The sequence below is a fragment of the Intrasporangium chromatireducens Q5-1 genome, assembly GCF_000576575.1.
Taxonomy (GTDB): Bacteria; Actinomycetota; Actinomycetes; order Actinomycetales; family Dermatophilaceae; genus Intrasporangium_A; species Intrasporangium_A chromatireducens.
Window position 1 is genome coordinate 1 of sequence record NZ_AWQS01000520.1, and the last position, 969, is coordinate 969.

At 72.4% G+C, this 969-nt stretch carries 1 protein-coding gene; it reads right to left on the reverse strand.

Going from position 1 to position 969, the window contains the following annotated elements:
- Positions 1-90: 90 nt before the first annotated feature.
- The coding region (locus N864_RS22665) for a UbiA family prenyltransferase (RefSeq protein WP_338033669.1) at positions 91-969 on the reverse strand (879 nt) is incomplete at its 5' end.

Consider the following 969-nt stretch of genomic DNA (forward strand, 5'->3'; position numbering starts at 1 on the left):
CCCGTCGAGTGAGCGCAAACTCCGGTCGCGAGCCCTCGAGTGCGCGACCGGGACCGGGACGTGCCGAGACCGGACGTGAAGCCCTGTGACTCAGGACGCCGTCGGAGGGAGAAGGACGATGGTGATCACGTCGATTGCGGCGATCGCCATCGCGGTCAGGAACGGAACTCGCCCACGGCCCCGCATCGCGAGCCCGGCGAGCACGGCGGCCGCGCCGAGTGCGACCCACCCGAGAACACCTGCCCGCTCCGGGCTGCCGGGGCGCAGCACCACGACGACGGTCGCGACCAGCAGGACGCTAGGAGCGACCACCTGCACAGCCCGCGCACCCATGCGATGGGGTAGGCCGATGACACCGGTCGCCACGTCGCCCTCGAGGTCGGGCAGCGTGTTGAGCAGGTGTGCCCCGACGCCGAGGAGGGCGCCCGCGGCCATCAGCCACAGGGGAGGCAACGCTCTGGGAGGGAGGGCCAACCACACGGTGGAGGGCAGCGCCGCGAACGCGACGGCATACGGAATCGGTGACCAGATGGTCGCCTTGGCCCAGAAGTTGTACGTCCATCCGGCGCCCACTCCGAAGACCAGGTGGGCGACGGCGGCCGGGGCACCGCAGGCGAGCGACAGCGCGATGCAGACCAAGAGCGCGACGGCGGTCGCCGTCCACACCGCCGGGCGCGCCGCCGGCTGCTGCACGAGTGGCTTGTCGCTGCGCCCCGTGGCGCGGTCCCGGGTGGCGTCATACGCGTCGTTCGACCAGCCGATCGACAGTTGCCCGGTGAAGACGGCCGCCGTCACGAGGATGCCCGTGCCCCACGTGTGTCGTGCGGCCACGGCGAGGAGCGCCGTCATGGTCGTCACGCCCACGGTCGGGGGGAGATGGCACGCCAGGGCGAGCACCCGGACGGTGGCGAGGACGCGCGGCACGACGCGATCGTAGGCCGGTCCGGCGCCAAACCGACCGGTCGAGGG